Source organism: Catenulispora subtropica (assembly GCF_039531675.1).
GTDB lineage: Bacteria > Actinomycetota > Actinomycetes > Streptomycetales > Catenulisporaceae > Catenulispora > Catenulispora subtropica.
Window position 1 is genome coordinate 88926 of record NZ_BAAAQM010000034.1, and the last position, 21929, is coordinate 110854.

A 21929-nucleotide genomic window follows, 5' to 3' on the forward strand; every position below is an offset into this window, starting at 1 on the left:
CCGGGTCTCGTAGAGATCCGCCGCGACCTTCTTGAGGTAGTCGAGAAGCTGCTGGTTCTCCGCCATCAGGGACCTTCCTCGCCTCGAGCGCCCTTAGGGGGAGCTCCGAATCACGACATTCCGAACTCTTTGTTGATGAAGTCGAGCACTTCGTCGGCGCTGGCGGCGCCGAGCCGGTCGGTGACGGTGGCGGTGTCGACGTCCCGCTTCGGGGCGTCCTGGGCACTGAGCCACTTCGACAGCACGGTTTGCAGGCGGGCGGTGACCTCGGCCCGCACGCCGCTGTCCGCGGGGATCCCCGCCAGGACCGCTTCGAGCTGGTCGAGCTCGCCGAAGACCGGTTCGGCGGCCTCGGCCCCGTCCGGGCTGAGACGCGCGCGCAGGTGCTCGGCCAGGACCGCCGACGTCGGATAGTCGAACACCAGGGTCGAGGACAGCTTGAGTCCGGTCACAGCGTTCAGCCGGTTGCGCAGCTCCACCGCCGTCACCGAGTCCACGCCCAGGTCCTTGAAGGGCCGACCGGCCTCGACGGCCTCACCGGAGGCGTAGCCGAGGACCGCGGCCACCTCGGCGCGGACCACGTCCGTGAGGAGGCGGTCCTGCTCGGCGCGGGACAGCCCGGCCAGGCGGGCGGCCAGGTCCGAAGCGGACGCCGAGGCCGAGGCGCCGGCGTCGGCGGTGTCGTCGAACCCGGCCATCGCCTGCCGCGCCTCCGGCACCGACCCCAGCAGCGGGCTCGGACGGTGCACGGTGAAGGTCGGCGCGAAGCGGCTCCAGTCGACGTCGGCGACGGTGATCGTGCCGTCCCCGCCGTCCACCGCGCGAGCCAGGGCCTTGATCCCGAGCTCGGGGTCCATCACCCGCAGCCCGTAGCGCTGGAGCTGCTCGCCGGTGTCGCCCTGGGCCAGGCCCACACCGCCCCACAGGCCCCAGGCGACCGACGTCGCGGTCAGGCCGCGGGCGCGGCGGTTCTCGGCCAGGGCGTCCAGATAGGCGTTAGCGGAGGCGTAGGCGGGCTGCAGGCCGCTGCCCCAGATCGCCGAGCCGGAGGAGAAGGTGACGAAGGCGTCCAGGTCGTCCTGCGCGGTCAGCTCGTCGAGCCAGGCGGCGCCGGCGCACTTGGCCGCGGAGACGTGGGCCTGCTCGTCGACGGTGGTGTCGAGCAAGGCGGTGCCCTGACCCACACCGGCGCTGTGCACGACGGAGCTCAGTGCCGGACCGGAGTCCTTGATGTGGGCCAGCAGCGCGGCGACGTCGTCGCGCCGGGCGACGTCGCAGGCCACCACCTCGACCGGGGTGCCGGACGCGGCGAGGGTCGCCACGGACTCGGCGACGTCCGGCGCACTGGGCCCGGACCGGCTGGTCAGCACCAGACGCGGCGCGCCCCGCTCCGCGGCCCAGCGCGCGACCAGGCCGCCGATGCCGCCGGTGCCGCCGGTCACCAGGACGGTGCCGCGCGGGGACCACGGGTCGGGCGTCCGCGCCTGCGGGGCGCGGACCAGGCGGCGGCCGAGGATGCCGGCGGCGCGGATGGCGACCTGGTCCTCCTCGGACCCCGACGCCCTCCCGGCGATGATCGCGCACAGGCGGGCGCCCGCGCGGTCGTCCCACTGCTCGGGCAGGTCGACGAGGCCGCCCCAGCGGTCGGGGTGTTCGAGGCCCGCGACCCGGCCGAGACCCCAGACCTGCGCCTGGGTCGGGCTGGTCAGGACGTCCTGCGGGCCGGTGGTGACGGCGCCGCGGGTCAGGACCCACAGCGGGGCCGCGATGCCCGCGTCTCCCAGCGCCTGGACCAGCACCAGCGTCGCGGCGACGCCGGTGGCGAGAACCGGATGGTCGGGGAGGGGGTTCTCGTCGAGGGCCGTCAGCGAGATGACGCCGGCGATGGCGTCCAGCCCGATGGCGCCCTGGGCTTCGACCGGCAGGCCGGCCGCGCCTTCCTGTCCGGCGCCGACGGCCGTCGCGGTCGCGGTGAGCAGCGCGGCGAGCGCGGCGCGGTCCAGGCCCGAGCCGTCGGTGGTGACGACTGCGGTTTCGGCACGGCGCTCGGCCAGGGCCTGGACCACGTTCCGGGTGGCCGTCTCGTGCCCGGCGGGGGCGACGATCAGCCAGGTGCCTTCCGGCGCCGGGGAGGTGTTCTCGGCGATCGGCGCCCACGTGATGCGGTAGCGCCAGTCGTTGAGGACGGAGTCGGTCCGCTCCCGGCGGCGCCAGCTCGCGAGCGCGGGCAGCACGTCGCTGAGGCGGTCGCCGTCGACGGCGAGCGTCTCGGCGAGGCGGTGGACGTCGCCGCCGTCGACCGCGGCCCAGAAGTCGGCCTCGGCCGGATCGGCCGGCGCACCACCGGTGGCCGCCTGGATCAGCGCCGGTCCCACCTCGGGCCAGTAGCGCTCGTGCTGGAAGGCGTAGGTGGGGAGGTCGATCGGCGCGGCCGGTTCGAGCAGCAGGGTCCAGTCGACGACGACGCCGCGGACGTGGACCTCGGCCAGCGACGTGAGCAGCCTCGCGGGACCGCCCTCGTCACGCCGCAGCGTGCCGGTGACGACCGGGGCCACGACGTCGAGATCGTCGAGGGTGTCGGTGATGGCCCCGACGAGGACCGGGTGCGGCGAGACCTCGATGAAGGTACGGTGACCGGCCTCGGCGGCCGCGCGGATGGCACGGTCGAACTCGACCGGCGAGCGGAGGGACGCGTACCAGTAGTCGGCGTCGGCCTCGGGGCCGGCCAGCGTCTCGCCGCTCATGCCATGGTTTCCGGAGAAGGTGCAGATCATCGGGATGCGGGCACCGGAGGGGGTGACACCGGCCAGGACGCGCTTGATCTCGGTTTCGAGGGCGTCGATCTGCGCGCAATGGGAGGCGTAGTCGACGGGGATCATGCGAGCCCTGACGCCGTCGGCCTCGGCGGCGGCCTGGATCTCCAGCAGGGCTTCCCGCTCGCCGGAGACCACGGTCGCCGAGGCGCCGTTCACCGCCGCGACCGAGACCCGGTCGCCGAAGGCCTCGATCCGATCGCTGGTCGCGGCGGCCGGCAAGGCCAGGGAGAGCATGCCGCCCTTGCCCGCCAAGGGCTTGAGCGCCTGGGAACGGAGGGCGACGACGCGGGCGCCGTCTTCGAGCGAGAGGATCCCCGCGACGACGGCGGCGGCGATCTCGCCTTGGGAGTGGCCGACCACGGCATCAGGAGTCACACCGGCGGCCTGCCAGACGGCGGCGAGGGAGACCATCATCGCCCACAGCACCGGCTGGACTTCGTCAGCCGTTTCCAGCTGCTGATCCAGCAGGTCATAGAGCGACCAGTCGACGAACGGAGCCAAAGCCCGGGCACACTCGGCGAAACGAGCGGCGAAGACCGGCGAAGCGGCGAGCAGTTCCCTGCCCATGCCGGCCCACTGGCTGCCCTGCCCCGGGAAGACGAAGACGCTCCGACCGATGCTCCCGGCAGTGGTCGACCCGGTGACGACGCCGGCGGCGGGCTGACCCGTCGCGACAGCGGCGAGTCCGGCGGCGAGCTCGGTGCGGTCCGTACCGATGACGACCGACCGGTGCTCGAACGCCGCCCGCGTGGTCGCGAGCGACCAGGCCACATCAGAGACCTGCGCCTCCCGCCCGAGCACGAACTCGCGCAGCCGCCCGGCCTGCGACGCCAGCGCGTCGGCGCCACGACCGGAGACCAGCAACGCGGGAACGCCCGCGTCGGCCAGGACGCGCGGGGCACCGGGCTCCTGGGCGGCCGAACCGTCGGCGGGTTCGATGATCGGGGCCTCTTCCACGATCACATGCGCGTTCGTCCCGCTCATCCCGAACGCCGACACGCCCGCACGCCGCGGCCGCTCCCCCGGCGCCCACGGGACCTCGTGGTCCAGGAGCCGCACGGCCCCCGCCGTCCAGTCGACATGCGTGGACGGGTTCCCGGCGTGCAGCGTGCGCGGCAGAACGCCGTGCCGCAGGGCCATGACCATCTTGATGACGCCTGAGACCCCCGCGGCCTGCTGGGCGTGGCCGATGTTGGACTTCACGGTGCCCAGCCACAGGGGGCGGTCCGCCGGGCGGTCCTTGCCGTAGGTCGCCAGCAGGGCCTGGGCCTCGATCGGATCGCCGAGCTTGGTGCCGGTGCCGTGGGCCTCGACCACGTCCACATCCGCCGTCGTCAGGCCCGCGTTGGCCAGGGCCGCGCGGATGACGCGTTGCTGGGAGGGGCCGTTCGGGGCGGTCAGGCCGTTGGAGGCGCCGTCCTGGTTGGTGGCCGTGCCGCGGATGACCGCGAGGACCCGGTGGCCGTTGCGCTCCGCTTCGGACAGCCGCTCCAGCAGGATCATGCCCGCGCCCTCGGCCCAGCCGGTGCCGTCGGCGTCGTCGGAGAACGCCTTGCAGCGGCCGTCGGTGGCCATGCCCTGTTGCTTGCTGAAGTCGCCGAAGGCGCCGGGGGTGGCCATCACGGTCACGCCGCCGGCCAGCGCCATCGTGCACTCGCCGGTGCGGATCGCCTGGCAGGCCAGGTGCAGGGCGACGAGGGAGGACGAGCAAGCGGTGTCGATCGTGACCGCCGGGCCTTCCAGGCCCAGGGTGTAGGCGACGCGGCCGGACACCACACTGCCCGCGTTGCCGGTCGTCAGGTGGCCCTGCGTGCGCTCGGCACCGGAGGCCGACAACAGAAGGCCTATGTCGTAGCCCGATGATGAGGCCCCTGCGAACACTCCGGTCGGCGTCCCACGCAGGGTGGACGGGTCGATCCCGGCCCGCTCCAGCGCCTCCCATGACACCTCCAGCAGCAGCCGCTGCTGGGGATCCATCGCCAGCGCCTCACGCGGGCTGACGCCGAAGAACGGCGCGTCGAAGTCGCCGGCGTCGTAGACGAAGCCGCCGACGCGCGCGTAGTCCATGTCCGCGGATCCGAGGCCCTGCTCGTGCGCTTCCCAGCCGCGATCCTGCGGGAACGGGGAGATCGCGTCGGTCCCGGCCGTCACCAGGTCCCACAGCTGCTCCGGTCCGCCGACGCCGCCGGGCAGGCGGCAGCCCATGCCGACGATCGCGATCGGCTCGTCGGAGGCGGCTGCCGCGACCACCGGCGCCGCGGTGGCGGAGCCGGTCCCGAGCAGTTCGCCGCGCAGGTGCTCGGCGAGGATGACAGAGGTCGGATAGTCGAAGGCCAGCGTCGCGGGCAGTGTGAGCCCGGTGACCGCGTTCAGCCGGTTCCGCAGCTCCATCGCGGTGACGGAGTCGAAGCCCAGGCTGGCGAACGCCTGGTCGGCCGCCACCGCCTCGGCCCCGGCGTGGCCGAGGACGATCGCCGCCTCGCCGCGCACCAGCTCGATCAGCAGCCGCTCCTGGTCGGCGCGCGACGCGGCGGTCAGCCGCCGCACCAGCTCGCTCTGCGACTCCGCGACCGCTCCGCCGCGCGCTTCGGCCGCGGCGGCGGTCAGCGCCCGCCGCGCCTCGGGCAGCAGCTCCAGCAGCGGACTCGGCCGGCGCAGCGTGAACAGCGGCGCGAACCGTTCCCAGTCCACGTCGGCGACCGTGACCTGGACCTCGCGGCCGTCGATCGCCTGAGCCAGGGCCCTGATGCCCAGCTCGGGGTCCATCAGCTTGAGGCCGTAGCGCTGGAGCTGCTCGCCGGCGTCCCCGGCACCCATCCCGGCGCCGGCCCACAGGCCCCACGCCACGGAGGTGCCGACCAGCCCGCGCGCGTGCCGCGACTCGGCCAGGGCGTCCAGGGCCGCGTTGGCGGCGGCGTAGCTGGGCTGCAGGCCGCTGCCCCAGGTCGCGGACACCGAGGAGAAGAGGGCGAAAGCGTCGAGGTCCAGATCTTCGGTCAGCTCGTCCAGCCACACCGCGCCGAGCGTCTTGACCTCCGACACGGCCGCCTGTTCGGCGATCGTCAGATCGGCGGTCGCCGTACCCTGGCCCACACCGGCGGCGTGGATGACGGAGCTCAGAACGGGCCCGGTCTGGCAGACCCAGTTCACCAGGCCGGCGACCTGGGGCCGCTGCGCGATGTCGCAGGCGACGACGTCCACGAAGGTCCCCGACCCGGCGAGGTCGGCGGCCAGCGCCGCCACACCCGCGGCCGTCGCCCCGGACCGGCTGGTCAGTACGACGCGCTCGGCGCCCCGGCCGCCGGCCCAGCGCGCGACCAGGCTGCCGATGCCACCGGTCCCACCGGTGATCAGGACGCTGCCACCCGGCGCCCACCTGCCGCTGTCCGGCTGCGGCACGCGCACCAGACGGCGGCCTTGCAGACCGGTGCTCCGCACGGCCACCTGGTCCTCGCCGATGCCCGCCAGCACCGAGCAGAAGCGGGCCGCCGTGCGCTCGTCCCAGGTCTGCGGCAGGTCGATCAAACCGCCCCAGCGCTCGGGGTGCTCCAGGCCGATGACCCGGCCGAGACCCCAGACCTGGGCCTGCGCGTGCAGAACCGAGGTCGGCGCGTCGCCGGGACCGGTGGACACAGCCCCCTGCGTCACGGCCCACAGCGGCGCGCCGATTCCCGCATCGCCCAACGCCTGCGCCAGCGTGACAGTCCACGCCACGCCGGACGGCACCGCCGGGTACTCGGTCAGCGGGGCCTCGTCGAAGGCGAGCAGCGACAGGACGCCGGAGACCACGCTGTCCCCGGGTCCTGCCACCTGATCCGCCAGCCGGCCGGTCAGCACCCCACGGTCCGGGAGACCCGGACCGACCTGGACCGTGACCGTCTGGGCGCCTCGCTCGGCGAGGGCCTGGAGCATGCCCTGCGCCGAAGTCTCATATCCGGCCGGCACCACGACCAGCCAGGTTCCGCTCAGCACCGCCGCGCCCGGGTCGCTCACCGGGGTCCAGGCGACGCGGTAGCGCCAGTCGGCGACCGCGCCGTCCGCCCGCTCGCGGCGGCGCCAGGAGGCGAGCGCGGGCAGCAGCTCGCTCAGCGGACGGGTGGTGTCTATCGCCAGCGCGTCTTCCAGGCCTGCCAGGTCGCCGTCCTCGACCGCCGTCCAGAACCGGCCCTCGGCCGCGGTGGCGACCGTGTCGCCGGACGCGCCGCCGCCGACGGACTGGATGAGCGTGGTGGACACCTGCGGCCAGAAGTTCTGGTGCTGGAAGGCGTAGGTGGGCAGGTCGAGGCGACGGCCGGTGCCGAGGACGGCGGGCCAGTCGACGTGGACGCCCTGCACGTGGATCCGGGCCAGCGCGGTGGTGACGGTGACCGGGGCCGGGGACTTGGAGCGCAGCAGCGGGATGAAGGCCGCACCGGTCTCCGAAGGCACCGCGGCCGTGCCGATGGCGGACAACGTGCCGTCCGGGCCGATCTCGACGAAGACCGTCACGCCGCGCTCGGCGAGGGCGTTCGCGGCGTCGGCGAAGCGGACGGCGCCGCGGGCCTGGTCGGTCCAGTAGGAGGCCGTCGTCTCGGAGACGATCTCGCCGCTGGCCGCCTGAGCCCAGAGGACCTTCGCCGGCGCGTGCTCAAGACCGGCGGCGACGCTTCCGAGCTCGTCCAGGATCGGATCCATGTGGATCGAGTGGAACGCGTGGCTGACCCGCAGCGGCTTCACCCGCCGTTCCCGGTCCCGCCAGAGCTCTGCGACGGCGTCCACCTCGGCGGCGTCGCCGGAGACGACGACCGAGCGCGGGCCGTTGACCGCGGCGATGCCGACGCGCTCGGTCAGCGTCTCCAGGACCTCTTCCTCGGTCGCGGCGATCGAGCACATCGCCCCGCCCTCCGGGAGCGACTGCATGAGGCGCGCGCGGTGGGCGACCAGCCGGCAAGCGTCCTCGAGCGACAGGACTCCGGCGGCCCAGGCGGCGGCGATCTCGCCGACCGAGTGGCCCGCGACGGCGTCCGGCCGGACCCCGGCGGCGGTCAGCATGTCGACGAGGGCGACCTGGACCGCGAACAGTCCGGTCTGGGCGAAGACCGTCTGGTCGGCGTCGACGTCCTTGGCACGGCCGAGGACGACGTCGGCGACAGGGAGTCCGAGCTCGGCTTCCAGCAGTGCGGCGACGTAGTCGAAGGACTCCGCGAAGACCGGCGAGGCGGCGTAGAGGCTGCGGCCCATGCCCGCGCGCTGCGCACCCTGGCCCGAGAAGAGGAACCCGACTCGCGAGCTGCGCGCCACCCCCGACACGACCGCCGGCGAAGACTGGTGGGTCGCGACGGCGGCCAGACCCGCTGTCAGTTCCTCCCGCGTCTTCCCCACGACGACGGCACGGTGGTCGAAACGGGTGCGCGTCGCCGCCAGAGACCACGCGACGTCTCCCGTTCCGAGCTCCGGATGCGCGATGGCGAACTCCCGCATCCGACCCGCCTGACCCGCCAGCGCGTCGGCCCCGCGGCCCGCGACGATCCACGCGGTCACATCAGAACCCGCCAACACCGGTGTGGGCGCCGGAGTCCGCGCGGCTTCGCCCGGATCGCCCGGCGACTCCTCGATGATCACGTGCACGTTCGTCCCGCTCAGCCCGAAGGCCGAGATCCCGGCACGTCTCGTGGGTCCGGCGGCGGGCCAGGCGACGGGCTCGTTCAGGAGCCTGACATGCCCGGTGGTCCAGTCGATGTGCGAGGAGGGTGTCTCGGCGTGCAGGGTGCGCGGCAGCGTGGCGTGACGCAGGGCCATGACCATCTTCATGATCCCGGCGACGCCGGCCGCGGCCTGCGCGTGGCCGATGTTGGACTTCACCGAGCCCAGCCACAGCGGCTTGTCCTCGGTGTGGTCCTGGCCGTAGGTGGCCAGCAGCGCCTGGGCCTCGATCGGGTCGCCGAGCGCCGTGCCGGTGCCGTGGGCCTCGACGACGTCCACCTCGGAGCCGGTGAGCTGCGCGTTGGCCAGCGCGGCGCGGATGACCCGCTGCTGCGAAGGGCCGTTCGGGGCGGTCAGGCCGTTGGAGGCGCCGTCCTGGTTCATCGCGCTTCCCCGCACCACGGCCAGCACCGGGTGCCCGTTGCGCTGTGCGTCCGACAGCCGCTCCAGCAGCAGCACGCCGGCGCCTTCGCCCATGCCCATGCCGTCGGCGTCGTCGGAGAAGGCCTTGCAGCGGCCGTCCGCCGCCAGCGCGCGCTGCTTGGAGAAGCCGACGAAGCCGGCCGGGTCGGCCATCACCATCACGCCGCCGGCCAGGGCCAGCGTGCACTCGCCGGAGCGCAGCGCCTGCGCGGCGAGGTGCAGGGCGACCAGGGACGAGGAGCAGGCCGTGTCGACCGTGACCGCCGGGCCCTCCAGGCCGAGCGTGTAGGACACGCGTCCGGAAAGGATGCTGGTGATGTTGCCGGTGATCAGATGGCCTTCGGCGCCTTCGACCGTGAGCGCCTGGCCGAGGTAGCCGGACGGCGAGGCGCCCGCGAAGACGCCGGTGGCCGAGCCGCGCAGCGTGTCGGGGTCGATCCCGGCGCGCTCCAGCGCCTCCCAGCAGATCTCCAGCAACAGCCGCTGCTGCGGGTCCATCGCGATGGCCTCGCGCGGGCTGATCCCGAAGAACGCCGGGTCGAACTCCGGCGCCATGTGCAGGAAGCCGCCTTCCTGGACGTACGAGGTGCCGGGGTTGTCGGGGTCCGGGTCGAACAGCCCCGCCATGTCCCAGCCGCGGTTGGCCGGGAAGCCGGAGACCGCGTCGCCGCCGGTGGCGACCAGTTCCCACAGCTGCTCGGGCGTGGCGACGCCGCCGGGGAAGCGGCAGCCCATGCCGACGATCGCGATCGGCTCGTCGGAGGCCGCGGCGGCCACCGGGGCCGCGGCCGCGGTGGCACCGCCGACCAGCTGCGCGATGATCTCGTGCGCCAGCACCGTGGCCGAGGGGTAGTCGAAGACGACCGTGGACGGCAGGGTCAGCCCGGTCGCGCCGTTCAGCCGGTTGCGCAGGTCGATCGCGGTGAGCGAGTCGAAGCCGAGGTCGCGGAAAGCCCGGTCGGGGTCGATCTGCGCCGGGGATGCGTGGCCGAGCACGGCCGCGGCCTGGCCCTGGATCACGTCCACGACGATGCGGATCCGCTCGGCCGGTGCCGCGTCCTGCAGACGCCGGGCCAGTTCCCCGGCCGCGCCGGCGGCTGCCGGGTCGGCGACCGGAGCGGCGGCCGGCTGCCGGATCTCAGGGATCTCATTCAGCAGCGGCCACGAGCGCGCGGAGCTGAAGACGGGAGAGAAGAGCTTCCAGTCGACGTCCGCGACCGCGATGAAAGTCTCGTCGTCGGCCAGCGCCTGTTCCAGGGCGGTGAGCGCCCGCCCCGGGTTGAGGAAGCCCATGCCCTGCTTCATCAGCCACTTGACGACCTCGGGAAGCGGCAGCTCCATCTCGTCGTCGTCGCGGGTGTCCCAGACACCCCACGCGACGGTGGTCGCCGTCAGGCCGCGGGCGCGCCGGTCCATGGCCAGCGCGTCCAGGAACGCGTTGCCCGCCGCGTAGGCGCCGTGCTCCTTGCCGCCCCAGGTGGCGGCGATGGAGCCGAACAGGATGAAGGCTTCGAGCTCGATGCCGAGTTCGACGGTGACCTCGTCCAGCCACACCGCGCCGGCCGCCTTGGCGCCGAGGGCGACGTGCAGCTCCTCCAGGTCGGTGGTGGCCAGGGGCATCAGGTGCACGAGGTTGGCGGCGTGGATGATCGCCGTGAGCGGCGGGAAGGGCGTGCGGCCCCATGTCTTCAACAGCCCGGCGAGGTCGTCGCGGGAGGCGAGGTCGCAGGACACGATGGTGACACCGGTGCCCGCTTCGGCCAGCTTCGCGGCCAGCGCGGCGGTGTTGGACGCCGAAGGGCCGGAGCGGGTCGGGATGAGGACGTGCGGGGCGTGGCGGCGGCCGAGCCAGTCCAGCAGGCGCGGGCCGATGGCGCCGGTCGCGCCGGTGACCAGCACGGTGCCGGCCGGGGTCCAGGCTTCGTCGGTCGCGGCGGCGGTCCCGGTGCGGGGCCGCCGGGGTTCGGCCCGCACCAGCCGGCGGATCAACGTGCCGGACGGACGGATCGCGACCTGGTCCTCGGAGCCGTCGGCCAGCACGGCGACGAGGCGGGAGCCGACCCGGTCGTCCCACGTCGGCGGCAGGTCGATCAGACCGCCCCAGCGATCGGGATGTTCGAGCCCGATGACGCGGCCCAGACCCCAGATCTGGATCTGCAACGGGTTGCGCAGCGGCTCGGCCGGGGTGACGTTGGCCGCGCCGCGGGTCAGCGCCCACAGCGGCGCGCCGACTCCGGCGGCCCCGAGCGCCTGCTCCAGGAACAGCAGACCGGCGACGCCGACGGTCACGACCGGTGAGCCGTCGAGCTTGGTCTCGTCGAGCGAGACCAGGGACAGCACCCCGGTGACCTCGGCGTCCGGGGTCTGGGCCAGGGCGGCGGTGATCCGCTCGGTGAGCGCGACGGGATCGCGATCGTCGGCACTCATCGGGATGACGACCGTCTGCGCACCGCGACTCGTCAGAGTACGGACACACTGCTCGGTCAGTTCGGCTTCGGAGGCCGTGGCGGCGATCAGCCAGGTCCCGGACAGAGTCCGCGCCTCGGCGGTCTTCTGCGGCAGCCAGGAGACGCGGTAGCGCCAGTCGGCGATCGTGCAGTCGTCCTGCTCGCGGCGGCGCCAGGCGGCCAGAGCGGGCAGCAGTTCGTTCAGGGGACGGCTGCTGTCGATCGCGAGGGCCTGGTCGAGCCCGCTCACGTCCCCGGCCTCGATCGCGGCCCAGAAGCGGGCCTCGGCCTCGGTCCCGGCCAGCCGGCCGATCTCGGTGCCGTCGACGGCGGCGTCGGTGGTCGCCTGGGTCCAGTAGCGCTGGTGCTGGAAGGCGTAGGTGGGCAGCTCGACGTAGCCGCCGGGGGCGAGGACCGCGGTCCAGTCGACGGCGACACCACGCACATGAGCGTCGGCGAAGGAGGTGAGCAGGCGGGCCGGACCGCCCTCGTCACGGCGCAGGGTCCCCGCGACGACCGGGGCGGTGACACCGGCGTCTTCGAGGGTGTCGCCGATCGCGCCGGTGAGGACCGGGTGCGGCGAGATCTCCAGGAACGTGCGGTGGCCGCCGGCGGCGAGGGTGCGGATCGCGCGGTCGAACTCGACCGGAGAGCGCAGGGACGCGTACCAGTAGTCGGCGTCGGCCTCGGGGCCGCGAAGCCATTCGCCGCTCATGGCGGAGATCATGGGAACGGCGGTCGCGGTCGGCGAGACCCCGGCCAGGACGCGCTTGATCTCGGCTTCCAGGGCGTCGATCTGCGCGCAGTGGGAGGCGTAGTCGACGGGGATGATGCGGGCCCTGATCTCCTCGGCCTCAGCGGCGGCCTTGATCGCTTCCAAGGCTTCCGGTTCACCGGACACGACGGTCGCCGAGGCGCCGTTGACGGCGGCGACGGAGACGCGGTCGCCGAACTCCGTGATGCGCTCGCGGACGGCGTCGGCGGGCAGAGCGAGCGAAAGCATGCCGCCTCGACCGGCGAGGGGGCGCAGGGCCTGGGAGCGGAGGGCGACGACGCGGGCGCCGTCTTCCAGCGACAGGATGCCCGCCACGACGGCCGCGGCGATCTCGCCTTGCGAGTGGCCGACCACGGCGTCCGGCTTCACGCCCGCCGCCTGCCAGACGGCAGCCAGCGAGACCATCATCGCCCACAGCACCGGCTGGACCTGATCGGCCGTTTCGAGCTGCTGGTCGAGCAGGTCGTAGAGCGACCAGTCGACGAACGGCGCCAGCGCCTCGGCGCACTCGGCGAACCGAGCGGCGAACACCGGCGAGGCGGCGAGCAGCTCGCGGCCCATGCCGGCCCACTGGCTGCCCTGGCCCGGGAACACGAACACCGCCTTGCCGACGCCCGAGGCCCCCGCGACACCGGTGACGACGGAGCCCGACGGCTGCCCGGTCGTGATGGCGGCCAAGCCCGCGGTCAGCTCGTCGCCGGTCCCGATGACGACGGCCCGGTTCTCGAACGCCGACCGGGAGGTGGCCAGCGACCAGGCGACGTCGGAGTCCGCCATCGGCGGCCGCGCGAGCAGGAACTCCCGCAGCCGGCCGGCCTGCGCCGCCAACGCGTCGCCGCCGCGGCCGGAGACCAGCCAGGCGTGGAGGTTCGCGTCCGTCAGGACGGCCGGCGCCGGGGCCTCGGCCACCGTCTCCTCGGCGGGCGCCTCGGCGTCAGGGTCCTGGGTTTCGGCCTCGGCCCCGCTCGGCGCCTCCTCCAGAATCACGTGCGCGTTCGTCCCGCTCATGCCGAAGCCGGACACGCCGGCCCGCCGCGGCCGCTCCCCCGTCTCCCACACCACGGGCTCGTTCAGCAGCTTGACGTTGCCCGCGGTCCAGTCGATGTGCGGCGAGGGCTCCTCGGCGTGCAGGGTCCGCGGCAGCAGGCCGTGCTGGAGGGCCAGGGTCATCTTGATGACGCCCGCGACGCCCGCCGCCGCCTGCAAGTGGCCGATGTTCGACTTGATCGAGCCCAGCCACATCGGGCGGTCTGCGGGGCGGTCCTGGCCGTAGGTCGCCAGCAGCGCCTGCGCCTCGATCGGGTCGCCCAGCGTCGTGCCGGTGCCGTGGGCCTCGACCACGTCCACGTCGGCCGTCGACAGCTGCGCGTTCGCCAGCGCCGCGCGGATCACGCGCTGCTGCGAGGGACCGTTCGGGGCGGTGAGGCCGTTGGAGGCGCCGTCCTGGTTGATCGCGCTGCCGCGGATCACCGCCAGGACCGGGTGGCCGTTGCGCCGGGCGTCGGAGAGGCGCTCGACGAGGATCATGCCGACGCCCTCGGCGACGCCCATGCCGTCGGCGGTGGCGCCGAAGGCCTTGCAGCGGCCGTCGGAGGCCAGGCCGAGCTGGGTGCTGAACTGGGTGAAGATGGTCGGGGCGGCCAGGACGGTGGCGCCGCCGGCCAGGGCCAGCGTGCACTCGCCGGTGCGCAGCGACTGGCAGGCCAGGTGCAGCGCCACCAGCGAGGACGAGCACGCGGTGTCGATGGTGACGGCCGGGCCCTCCAGGCCCAGGGTGTAGGAGACGCGGCCGGAGACCACGCTGCTGGCGGTGCCGGTGAGCAGGTGGCCGTCCAGCAGGCGGTCCAGGCCCTTGCCGAATCCGTAGCCTGAGACCGCCGCGCCGGTGAACACGCCGGTCTTGGAGCCGCGCAGGGACCGGGGGTCGATCCCGGCGCGTTCCAGGGCCTCCCAGGACGTCTCCAGCAGCAGCCGCTGCTGCGGGTCCATGGCCACCGCTTCGCGCGGGCTGATGCCGAAGAAGCCCGCGTCGAAGTCCCCGACCTCGTAGACGAACCCCGCTTCGCTCAGCGAGGCGGCTCCGTCCTCGACCTCCGACTCCAGATCGCGGAGCTCGGTCAGGTCCCAGCCGCGGTCGGCGGGCAGGCCGGCGACCGCGTCGCCGCCGGCCGCCAGCAGCTCCCACAGGCTGTCCGGGTCGTGGGCGCCGCCGGGGAAGCGGCATCCGATCCCGATGATCGCCACCGGCTCCCGGCTCTGCTCTTCCATCTCCCGCAGGCGCCGCTGTGCGTCGGCCAGACTCGTCGTCGCCCACTTGAGGTAGTCGCGCAGGGTCTCTTCAGATGCCACCGGAACCTCACCTATTCGCGTCTGGGGAAAGCAAGCCGCTCCGCCCGGTCGGCCCGGTCAGGAACGGCCGAGCTCCCTGTGGATGAAGTCGAAGATCTCGTCGTCCGAGGCGGACTCGATCCGCTTGGCGACCTCGGCGCCGTCGCCGGCGGCCGTTCCGATCCCGCTCCAGGTGGCCAGGAAGCGCTGCAGCCGTGCCGTGACCTGCTCGTGCAGTTCGCCGTCCGGCGTCGCGCCGGACAGCAGCGCGTCGAGTCTGTCGAGTTCGGCGAGCAGGGGCAGCCCGCCGGCGTCGGCCGGGAACCACTGGGCCCGCAGATGGTCGGCGAGCACGCTCGGGTTCGGGTAGTCGAACAGTAGAGTCGCGCTCAGGCGCAGGCCGGTGGCCGCGGACAGGCGGTTGCGCAGGTCCACGCTCGTCAGCGAGTCGAAGCCGAGCTCGCTGAAGGCCCGCTCGGGCTCGACGTCGTCGACCGACGGGTAGCCGAGCACCGAGGCGGCCTCGGAGCGCACCAGGTCGGTCAGGATCCTGAGCTGCTCGGCGGCCGGGAGCCCGGTCAGCTGCTCGGCCAGCGCCGGCTGCGCGCCGTCGGCGGACGGGGCGGCGTTCTCGGTCTCGGCCAGCGCGCGGCCGACCTCCGGCAGCGCCTCGATCAGCGGCGAGGGCCGGCGCAGCACGAACACCGGCGCGAACCGCTTCCAGTCCATGTCGGCGACGGTCAGCAGGTCCTCTCCGGAGTCCAGGGCCCCGGCCAGCGCCTGCACCGCCAGGCGCGGCTCCATCAGCCGCAGCCCGCGCCGGGCCATCTGCTCGGCGCCCTCCTCGTCGGTCATGCCGCCGCCGCCCCACGGGCCCCACGCCACCGAGGTGGCCGCCAGCCCGCGCGCCCGCCGGTTCTCGGCCAGCGCGTCGAGATAGGCGTTGCCGGCGGCGTAGCTGGGCTGCATGCCGCCGCCCCACGTCGCCGCGATCGAGGAGAACATCACGAACGCGTCGAGCTCCAGGTCCGCGGTCAGCTCGTCGAGCACGGCGGCCCCGGCGGTCTTGGCCGCGGTCACGCTCGCCTGCTCGGCCAGCGACGTCTCGGCCAGCATGGTCGCCTGTCCGACGCCGGCGGTGTGCACGACGGAGCTGAGCGCCGGCCCGGTCGCGGCGATGCGGTTCAGCAACGCCGACACCTCAGAACGCTGCGACGTATCGCAGGCCGCGACCTCGACCGCGGTCCCGGCGGTCGCCAGCTCCGCGGCCAGACCCGCGATGGCGCGGGCGCCCGGGCCGGAGCGGGAGGTGAGCACGACCCGCTCGGCGCCGCGGCCGGTGAGCCAGCGGCCGACGTGGCCGCCGAGCGCGCCGGTGCCGCCGGTGATGAGGACCGTGCCGCGCGGCTGCCAGGTGGTCGGGGACGACGCGGAGGCGGCGTGCTCCAGGCGGCGGCCGTGGACACCGGTCGCGCGGACGGCCACCTGGTCCTCGAAGCCGTCGGCGGTGACGTCGGCGCCGATCAGGGAACTGAATCGGGCGGCCGTGCGGTCGTCCCAGGTGGCGGGCAGATCGATCAGGCCTCCCCAGCGCTCGGGATGTTCCAGGGCGACGACGCGGCCGAGGCCCCAGATCTGGGCCTGTCCCGGATGCGTGAGCGGGTCGCCGGAACCGGTCGAGACAGCGCCCTGCGTCACGGCCCACAGCGGCGCGGTGATGCCCGCGTCGCCCAGCGCCTGGACCAGGAGCAGCGTTCCCGCGACACCGAACGGAACACCCTCGGCGACGGACCGTTCGTCGAGCGCCAGCAGCGACACGATCCCGGAGCAGGACCCCCCGGCCTCGGCCAGCGCGGCGGCGAGCGCCGCCCGGTCCAGGTCGGCGGTGCCGAGTTCGAGGGTGGTGACCTCGGCACCCCGCTCCCGCAGGGCTCGAACGCCTCCGGTGACCGTCTCGTCCTCCCCGAAGCCGGCGGGTGTGACGACCAGCCACGTCCCGGCCAGCACCGCCGCGTCCGGCTCTCCGAGCGGCGTCCACGTCACCCGGTACCGCCAGTCGGCGACCGCGGAGTCCTCGCGCTCGCGGCGGCGCCACGACGCCAGGGCGGGCAGCAGCTCCGTCAGCGGACGCCGCGGGTCGATGGCGAGCGTGTCCTCGATGCCGCTGAGGTCGCCGCCCTCGACCGCGGCCCAGAAGCGGGCCTCGGCGGCGGTGCCGGCGCCGGCTTCGGCCTCGGCGGCGTCCGGGGTGTCGAGCCAGTAGCGGCGGCGCTGGAAGGCGTAGGTCGGCAGGTCGGTCCGGTCGCCGGTGAGGACCGTGGTCCAGTCGACGTCGGTGCCCGAGACGTGGACCCGGGCCAGCGAGGTGAGCAGGCCGGTGGCGCCGGGCTCCTCGCGGGTCACGGTGCCGGTCACGACCGGGGCCGGGCCGCCCGCTTCCTCGACGCACTCGGCGATGGCGCCGGTCAGCACCGGCTGCGCCGAGACCTCGATGAAGGTGCGGTGGCCGGTGCGGGACAGCTCCTGCACCGCGTCGGAGAAGCGCACCTGCTCGCGGACGTTCGCGTACCAGTAGGCGGCGTTCAGCTCGTGGCCGGGGAGCCAGCGGTTGTAAGCGGTCGAGTAGAACGCGATGCGTCCCGGCTGCGGCCGGATGCCGGACAGGCCGTCCAGCAGCTGGTCCTCGATCGGCCGGACGCGCGGCGAGTGGGCCACGAAGTCCGATGTCGCGGGCACGCGCCAGCGCAGGACGCGGCGCTTGGACAGCGCCGCCTCGAAGCGGTCCAGGTCCTCCGGCGGCCCGGAGATCACGGTCGCGGCCGGGGAGTTGACCGCGGCCACCGACAGCGCGGGGTGGTCGCGGAGCAGGGCGTGCGCCGCCGACTCCGGCATCACCGCGGACAGCAGTCCGCCGCGCACGCCGAGTCCGGCCAGCGCCTTGGAGCGCAGCACCACGACCCGGGCGGCGTCGTCCAGGCTCAGGATCCCGGCGACCGTGGCGGCCGCGATCTCGCCCTGGCTGTGGCCGATCACGGCGTCGGGGGTGACGCCGGCGGCCTGCCACACCGCGGCCAGCGCGACCATGACGGCCCACATCACCGGCTGCGCCACGTCGGCGGAGTCCAGCGTGGGCGCGCCGTCGGCCTGCTGGAGCACGTCCAGCGGGGACCAGTCGACGTAGGGGTCGAGGGCGTCGGCGCACTCGGCGTACCGCGCGGCGAACACCGGTGAGACGGCCAGCAGCTCCCGGCCCATGCCGGGCCACTGACTCCCCTGGCCGGGGAAGACGAACACGCCGCGGCCGACACCGCCGGCCGGGACGGATCCGGTGACCACGCCGAGCGCGTCCTGCGCCGTGGCGACGTTCGCCAGCCGCGCGGCCAGGTCCCCGCGCTCGGAGCCGACCACGACGGCGCGGTGGCCGAACACGGCGCGGCCGGCGGCCAGCGACCAGCCGACGGCGGCCGGGTCCAGGCCGGGGCGGGCGAGCACGAACTCGCGCAGCCGCCCGGCCTGTCCGGCGAGCGCGTCGGCGGACCGGCCGGAGATCGGCCAGGCGGTGACGGTGCCGGGAAGGAGGACGGCCGGGGTTTCGGGCTCGTCGCCGGTCTCAGTGGTCTCATCCGCCTCGAACGCCGGCGCCTCCTCCAGGATCACGTGCACGTTGGTGCCGCTCATCCCGAACGCGGAGACGCCCCCTCGCCGCACCCGATCGCCGGCCGGCCACGCCACCGGCTCCTGCAGGAGCCTGACGTTCCCGGCGGTCCAGTCGATCTCGTGCGACGGCTCCTCGGCGTGCAGAGTCCTCGGCATCAGGCCGTGGCGCAGCGCCATGACCGTCTTGATGACGCCCGCGACGCCCGCGGCGGACTGCGAGTGCCCGATGTTCGACTTCACCGAGCCCAGCCACAGCGGCCGGCCGGCGGGCCGGTCCTGGCCGTAGGTGGCCATCAGCGCCTGGGCCTCGATCGGGTCGCCGAGCGGGGTGCCGGTGCCGTGCGCCTCGACCACGTCGACGTCGTCGGTGGTGAGCCGGCCGTCGGCCAGCGCGGCGCGGATGACCCGCTGCTGCGAGGGGCCGTTCGGGGCGGTGAGGCCGTTCGAGGCGCCGTCCTGGTTGACCGCGCTCCCCCGGATCACGGCCAGCACCGTGTGGCCGTTGCGGCGGGCGTCGGAGAGCCGTTCGAGCACGACCATGCCCGCGCCCTCGCCCATGCCCATGCCGTCGGCCTCTTCGGAGAACGCCTTGCACCGGCCGTCGAAGGCCAGGCCGCGCTGCCGGGAGAAGCCGACGAACACCACCGGCGTGGCCAGCATCGTGACGCCGCCGGCCAGCGCGAGGTCGCACTCGCCGGACCGCACCGCCTGCGCGGCCATGTGCAGGGCGACCAGCGACGAGGAGCACGCGGTGTCGAGGGTGACGGCCGGACCCTCCAGCCCGAGGACGTAGGACAGACGGCCGGACAGCACGCTGCCGGCGGTGCCGGTGGCCAGGTGTCCTTCGATGCCGTCGGTGCCGTTCAGCGCCAGCTGCATCCCCAAGGCCTGGTACCCGGACTCGGCGCCGCCGACGAACACGCCGGTGCGGGAGCCCTTCAGCGACTGGGGGTTGATCCCGGCGCGCTCCAGCGCCTCCCACGAGACCTCCAACAGCATCCGCTGCTGCGGGTCCATGGCCAGCGCCTCGCGCGGGCTGATCCCGAAGAACGGCGCGTCGAACTCGCCGGCGGCGTTGATGAAACCGCCCTCGCGGACGTAGGACGTGCCGATGTGGTCCGGGTCCGGGTGGTACAGGTTCTGGGCCCAGCCGCGGTCGGTCGGGAACCCGGCGATCGCGTCGCCGCCGGCGGCCACCAGATCCCACAGGTCTTCGGGCCCTGCGACGCCGCCGGGGTAGCGGCAGCCCATGGCGACGATGGCGACCGGCTCGTCCGGCGCCTTGCCGCCGGCTGTGCCGGAAACGCCGGCCGGACCGGCCTGGATGCCCAGCGCACGGGTCCGCAGGTACTCGGCGAGCACGGCGGGTGTCGGATAGTCGAACAGCAGCGTGGCCGGCAGCCGCAGCCCGGTGGCGGCGTTCAGCCGGTTGCGCAGTTCGACCGACGTCAGGGAGTCGAAGCCGAGGTCGCTGAAGGCCCGGCCGGCCTCGACGGCGTCGGCCGACGTGTGGCCCAGGACCGAGGCGGCCTCGGTGCGGATCACCTCGGTCAGCAGCCGGTCCTGCTCCACCGGCGTCAGGCCGACCAGCCGTCCGGCCAGTTCGCCGCCGACCGGTTCGGCGCGGTCCACCGCCGCCTCGGCCTCGGCCTGCGCGGCCAGCGCCGCGCGCACCTCCGGCAGGCCCTCCATCAGAGGGCTGCGGCGGCGCAGCGAGAACGTCGGGCCGAGGATCTCCCAGGTGGCGTCGGCGATGGTGACCGCGTGCTCGCCGGCGTCCAGGGTGCGGGCCAGCGCCTCGATGGCCAGCGGCGGGTCCAGCAGCCGCAGGCCGCGGCGGGCCAGCTGGATCTTGGCGTCGCCCTCGGTCGGGCCGCCGGAGGCCCACGGGCCGTAGGCGATCGACGTCGCGGTGAGGCCCCGCGCCAGCCGGTTGTCCGCCAGCGCGTCCAGGTAGGCGTTCCCGGCGGCGTAGCCGGGCTCGTGGCCGGCGCCCCAGGTCGCGGCGATCGAGGAGTACATCACGAAGGCGTCGAGATTGAGCCCGGCGGTCAGCTCGTCCAGCCAGCGCGCGCCGGCCACCTTGGCCGCCAGCGCCCGGTCCAGGCGTTCCAGCTCCAGCTTGGCCACGGCCTTGTCGTCGAAGACCAGCGCGGCGTGCATGACCGAGCTGAGGTTCGGGCCGTCGGTGGTGATCCAGCCGAGCAGCCCGGCGACCTCGTCGCGGCGCGCGGTGTCGCAGGCCACGACGTCGACGCGGGTTCCGGCGGCGGCCAGCTTCGCGGCCAGCTCGGCGACGCCGGCGGCGGCCGGGCCGGAGCGGGAGGTGAGCACGATGCGTTCGGCGCCGCGGCCGGTGAGCCAGGGACCGAGGTGGTTGCCCAGGGCGCCGGTGCCGCCGGTGATGAGGACGGTGCCGCGCGGACGCCAGGTCTTGGCCGGCCCCTCGCCCGACCGCCGCCCCTCATGGAGGCGCTTCGCGCCGCTGTCCTGATGGTGTTTCGGCGGACGCACCAACCGCCGCCCGAGGATCCCGGCGGCGCGCACGGCGACCTGGTCCTCGTCGGCGATCCCGGCGAGCACGGCGGTGAAGCGCGCGGCGATCCGGTCGTCCCACTCCGGCGGCAGGTCCAGCAGACCGCCCCAGCGCTCGGGGTGCTCCAGGCCGACGACGCGGCCGAATCCCCAGGCCTGGCCTTGGGTCGGGTGGGTGAGATGGTCGCCGGGGGCGGCGGCGACGGCGTCCTGGGTGACGATCCACAGGCGGGCGCCGATCCCGGCGTCGCCGAGGGCCTGGGTCAGGACCAGGGAGCCGGCCAGACCGGTGGCGACACCGGGGTAGCGCGGGTTCGGGGCCTCGTCGAGAGCCAGGAGGCTCACGATGCCGCTCAGGGCGTTGTCGCCCGCCGTCATCTGCGCCAGCCGGGCGGCGACGGCATCGCGGTCCAGGTCGGCGGCGCCGAGCTGGAGCCTGACGACGTCGGCCCCGCGTTCGGTCAGGGCATTGACACACCAGTCGGTGGCCTCGTCCTGCTGCGCCGGGTGCACGACCAGCCAGGTGCCGGACAGCACGCTCGCGCCGGGGTCGGAGACCGGCGCCCAGGTGACCTTGTACCGCCAGTCGGAGACGACGGAGTCGGCACGTTCGCGGCGCCGCCAGGAGGCCAGCGCGGGCAGGATCTCGGCGAGCGTCTCGTCGTCGACCGACAGGGTGCCCGCCAGCCGCTCCGCGTCACCGCCCTCGACGGCGGCCCAGAACTCGGCTTCGGCCTCGCTGTTGTGGCCGGCGTCGGTCTTGCCGGAGACTTCGGGGGCCTGGAGCCAGTAGCGACGGTTCTGGAAGGCGTACGTGGGAAGCTCGACGCGCTCGCCGCCGCCGAGCACCGCGCGCCAGTCGACGACGACGCCCGCGACGTGCAGCCGCGCCAGCGAGGTCAGCAGGCCGCCGGGCCCCGGGTCCTCGCGGGTGACGGTGCCGGTGACGGTCGGCGCGCCGGCCCCCGCCTCCTCGACGCATTCGGTGACGGCGCCGGTCAGCGTCGGCTGCGCGGAGATCTCGACGAAGGTGCGGTAGCCGTTCTGCGCGAGGTCGACGACCGCGTCGGCGAAGCGGACCTGCTCGCGGACGTTGGCGTACCAGTAGCCGGCGTCGAGGTCGCCGCCGTGCAGCCACTGGCCGCGCGCGGTGGAGTAGAAGGCGACGTCGCCGGTCTGCGGAGCGATCGACGCCAGCTCGCGGCGGAGTTCGGGCTCGATGGGCTCGACGCGGGGCGAGTGGGCGGCGAAGTCCGCGGTGGCCGG

General features: G+C 74.3%; 2 protein-coding genes and 1 pseudogene. All 3 read right to left on the minus strand.

Going from position 1 to position 21929, the window contains the following annotated elements:
• Positions 1-12: 12 nt before the first annotated feature.
• A pseudogene (locus ABD466_RS44480) lies at positions 13-66 on the minus strand (hypothetical protein); the annotation flags it as partial.
• A 44-nt stretch (positions 67-110) separates the two neighbouring features.
• Positions 111-14492, minus strand: a complete 14382-nt coding sequence (locus tag ABD466_RS26685; RefSeq protein ID WP_344659923.1) for a type I polyketide synthase — start codon at positions 14490-14492, stop codon at positions 111-113.
• Between the two features lie 57 nt (positions 14493-14549).
• Positions 14550-21929, minus strand: a 7380-nt coding sequence (locus tag ABD466_RS26690) for a type I polyketide synthase (protein ID WP_344659924.1), incomplete at its 5' end; no start/stop codon positions are given.